The 1,039-nt window shown below is 57.1% G+C and carries 1 protein-coding gene; it reads left to right on the top strand.

Translation table 11 applies throughout. The annotated features are described in order from the left end of the window. Nucleotides 1–215: 215 nt before the first annotated feature. A partial coding sequence (locus KNO91_RS15170; protein WP_214818708.1) for an RNA-guided endonuclease TnpB family protein occupies nucleotides 216–1,039 on the top strand: 824 nt, incomplete at its 3' end.

Raw genomic sequence — 1,039 nt, 5'->3', positions numbered from 1 at the left:
TTTTAACTAAATCAGGCGAGAATTCTCCCTCCTCTAAGCGTCTCGGGGCGAAGCCCAGCGTAGGTGGGAAATGAATCGCCCGGTCCAAAAAACTTTTCCCCCTGTGACAGATATGACGAACAAAAGTTCGTGATTCCGTCAGATTCTCCCTCCCCCTCCACGGGTATCGGATGAGGAGGACACATCACGATCTTCGGAAGGGAGGAGGGACGGACATGCTGAAAGGCTATACATACCGGCTCTACCCGACGCCGGCACAGGCCGAGTTCCTCATCAAGACCATCGGCTGCGCCCGGTTCATCTACAACAAGTTGCTCGAGGACCGCATCGCCATCCGCGAGGAGGCGAAAGCGGGGAACGGAACGAGACGGAAACCGGCGACACCCGCCTCCTACAAGCCCCTGTTCCCGTTCCTCGCCGAGGCGGACAGCCTCGCGCTCGCGAACGCGAAGCTGAACCTCGACACCGCGTTCACGAAGTTCTTCGCCGGGACGGGCGGTTTCCCTGCCTTCAAATCGAGACGGCGGTCGCGCGCCTCCTACACGACGAACAACCAGCATGGCACGATCCGCATCGAGGCGGGCAAAGTCCGTCTGCCGAAGGTCGGCTTCGTGCGGTTCACACAACATCGTCCGTTCGAGGGCGTCATCCGGTCGGCGACGGTCTCGATGACGAGGACGGGCAAGTTCTTCATCTCCATCCTCGTCAAACAGGACGATGAACCACGGATTCCAGCCAAGAACAAGGTCGGGATCGATCTCGGTTTGGAGCACTTCGCCGTCATGACGAACGACGCGATGGTCTCGGAGAAGATCGACAACCCACGTTTCCTTCGTAAGTCAGAAGAGAAGGTCAAGAAGGCGCAACGGGCGCTGTCGCGCAAGAAGATCGGAAGCAAGAATCGTGAAAAAGCCAAATTACTTTTGGCCAAGAAACACGAAAAGATCGCCAACCAACGCAAGGACTTCCTTCACAAACTGTCGAGACGGATCGTTGACGAGAACCAAGTCATCGTCGTGGAGACATTGAAGTCGAAGGA

The organism is Exiguobacterium sp. s59 (assembly GCF_018617475.1).
Lineage (GTDB): Bacteria > Bacillota > Bacilli > Exiguobacteriales > Exiguobacteriaceae > Exiguobacterium > Exiguobacterium aestuarii.
The sequence above is the reverse complement of the archived record's forward strand: the minus strand, read 5'-3'. Positions and strand labels throughout refer to the sequence as shown.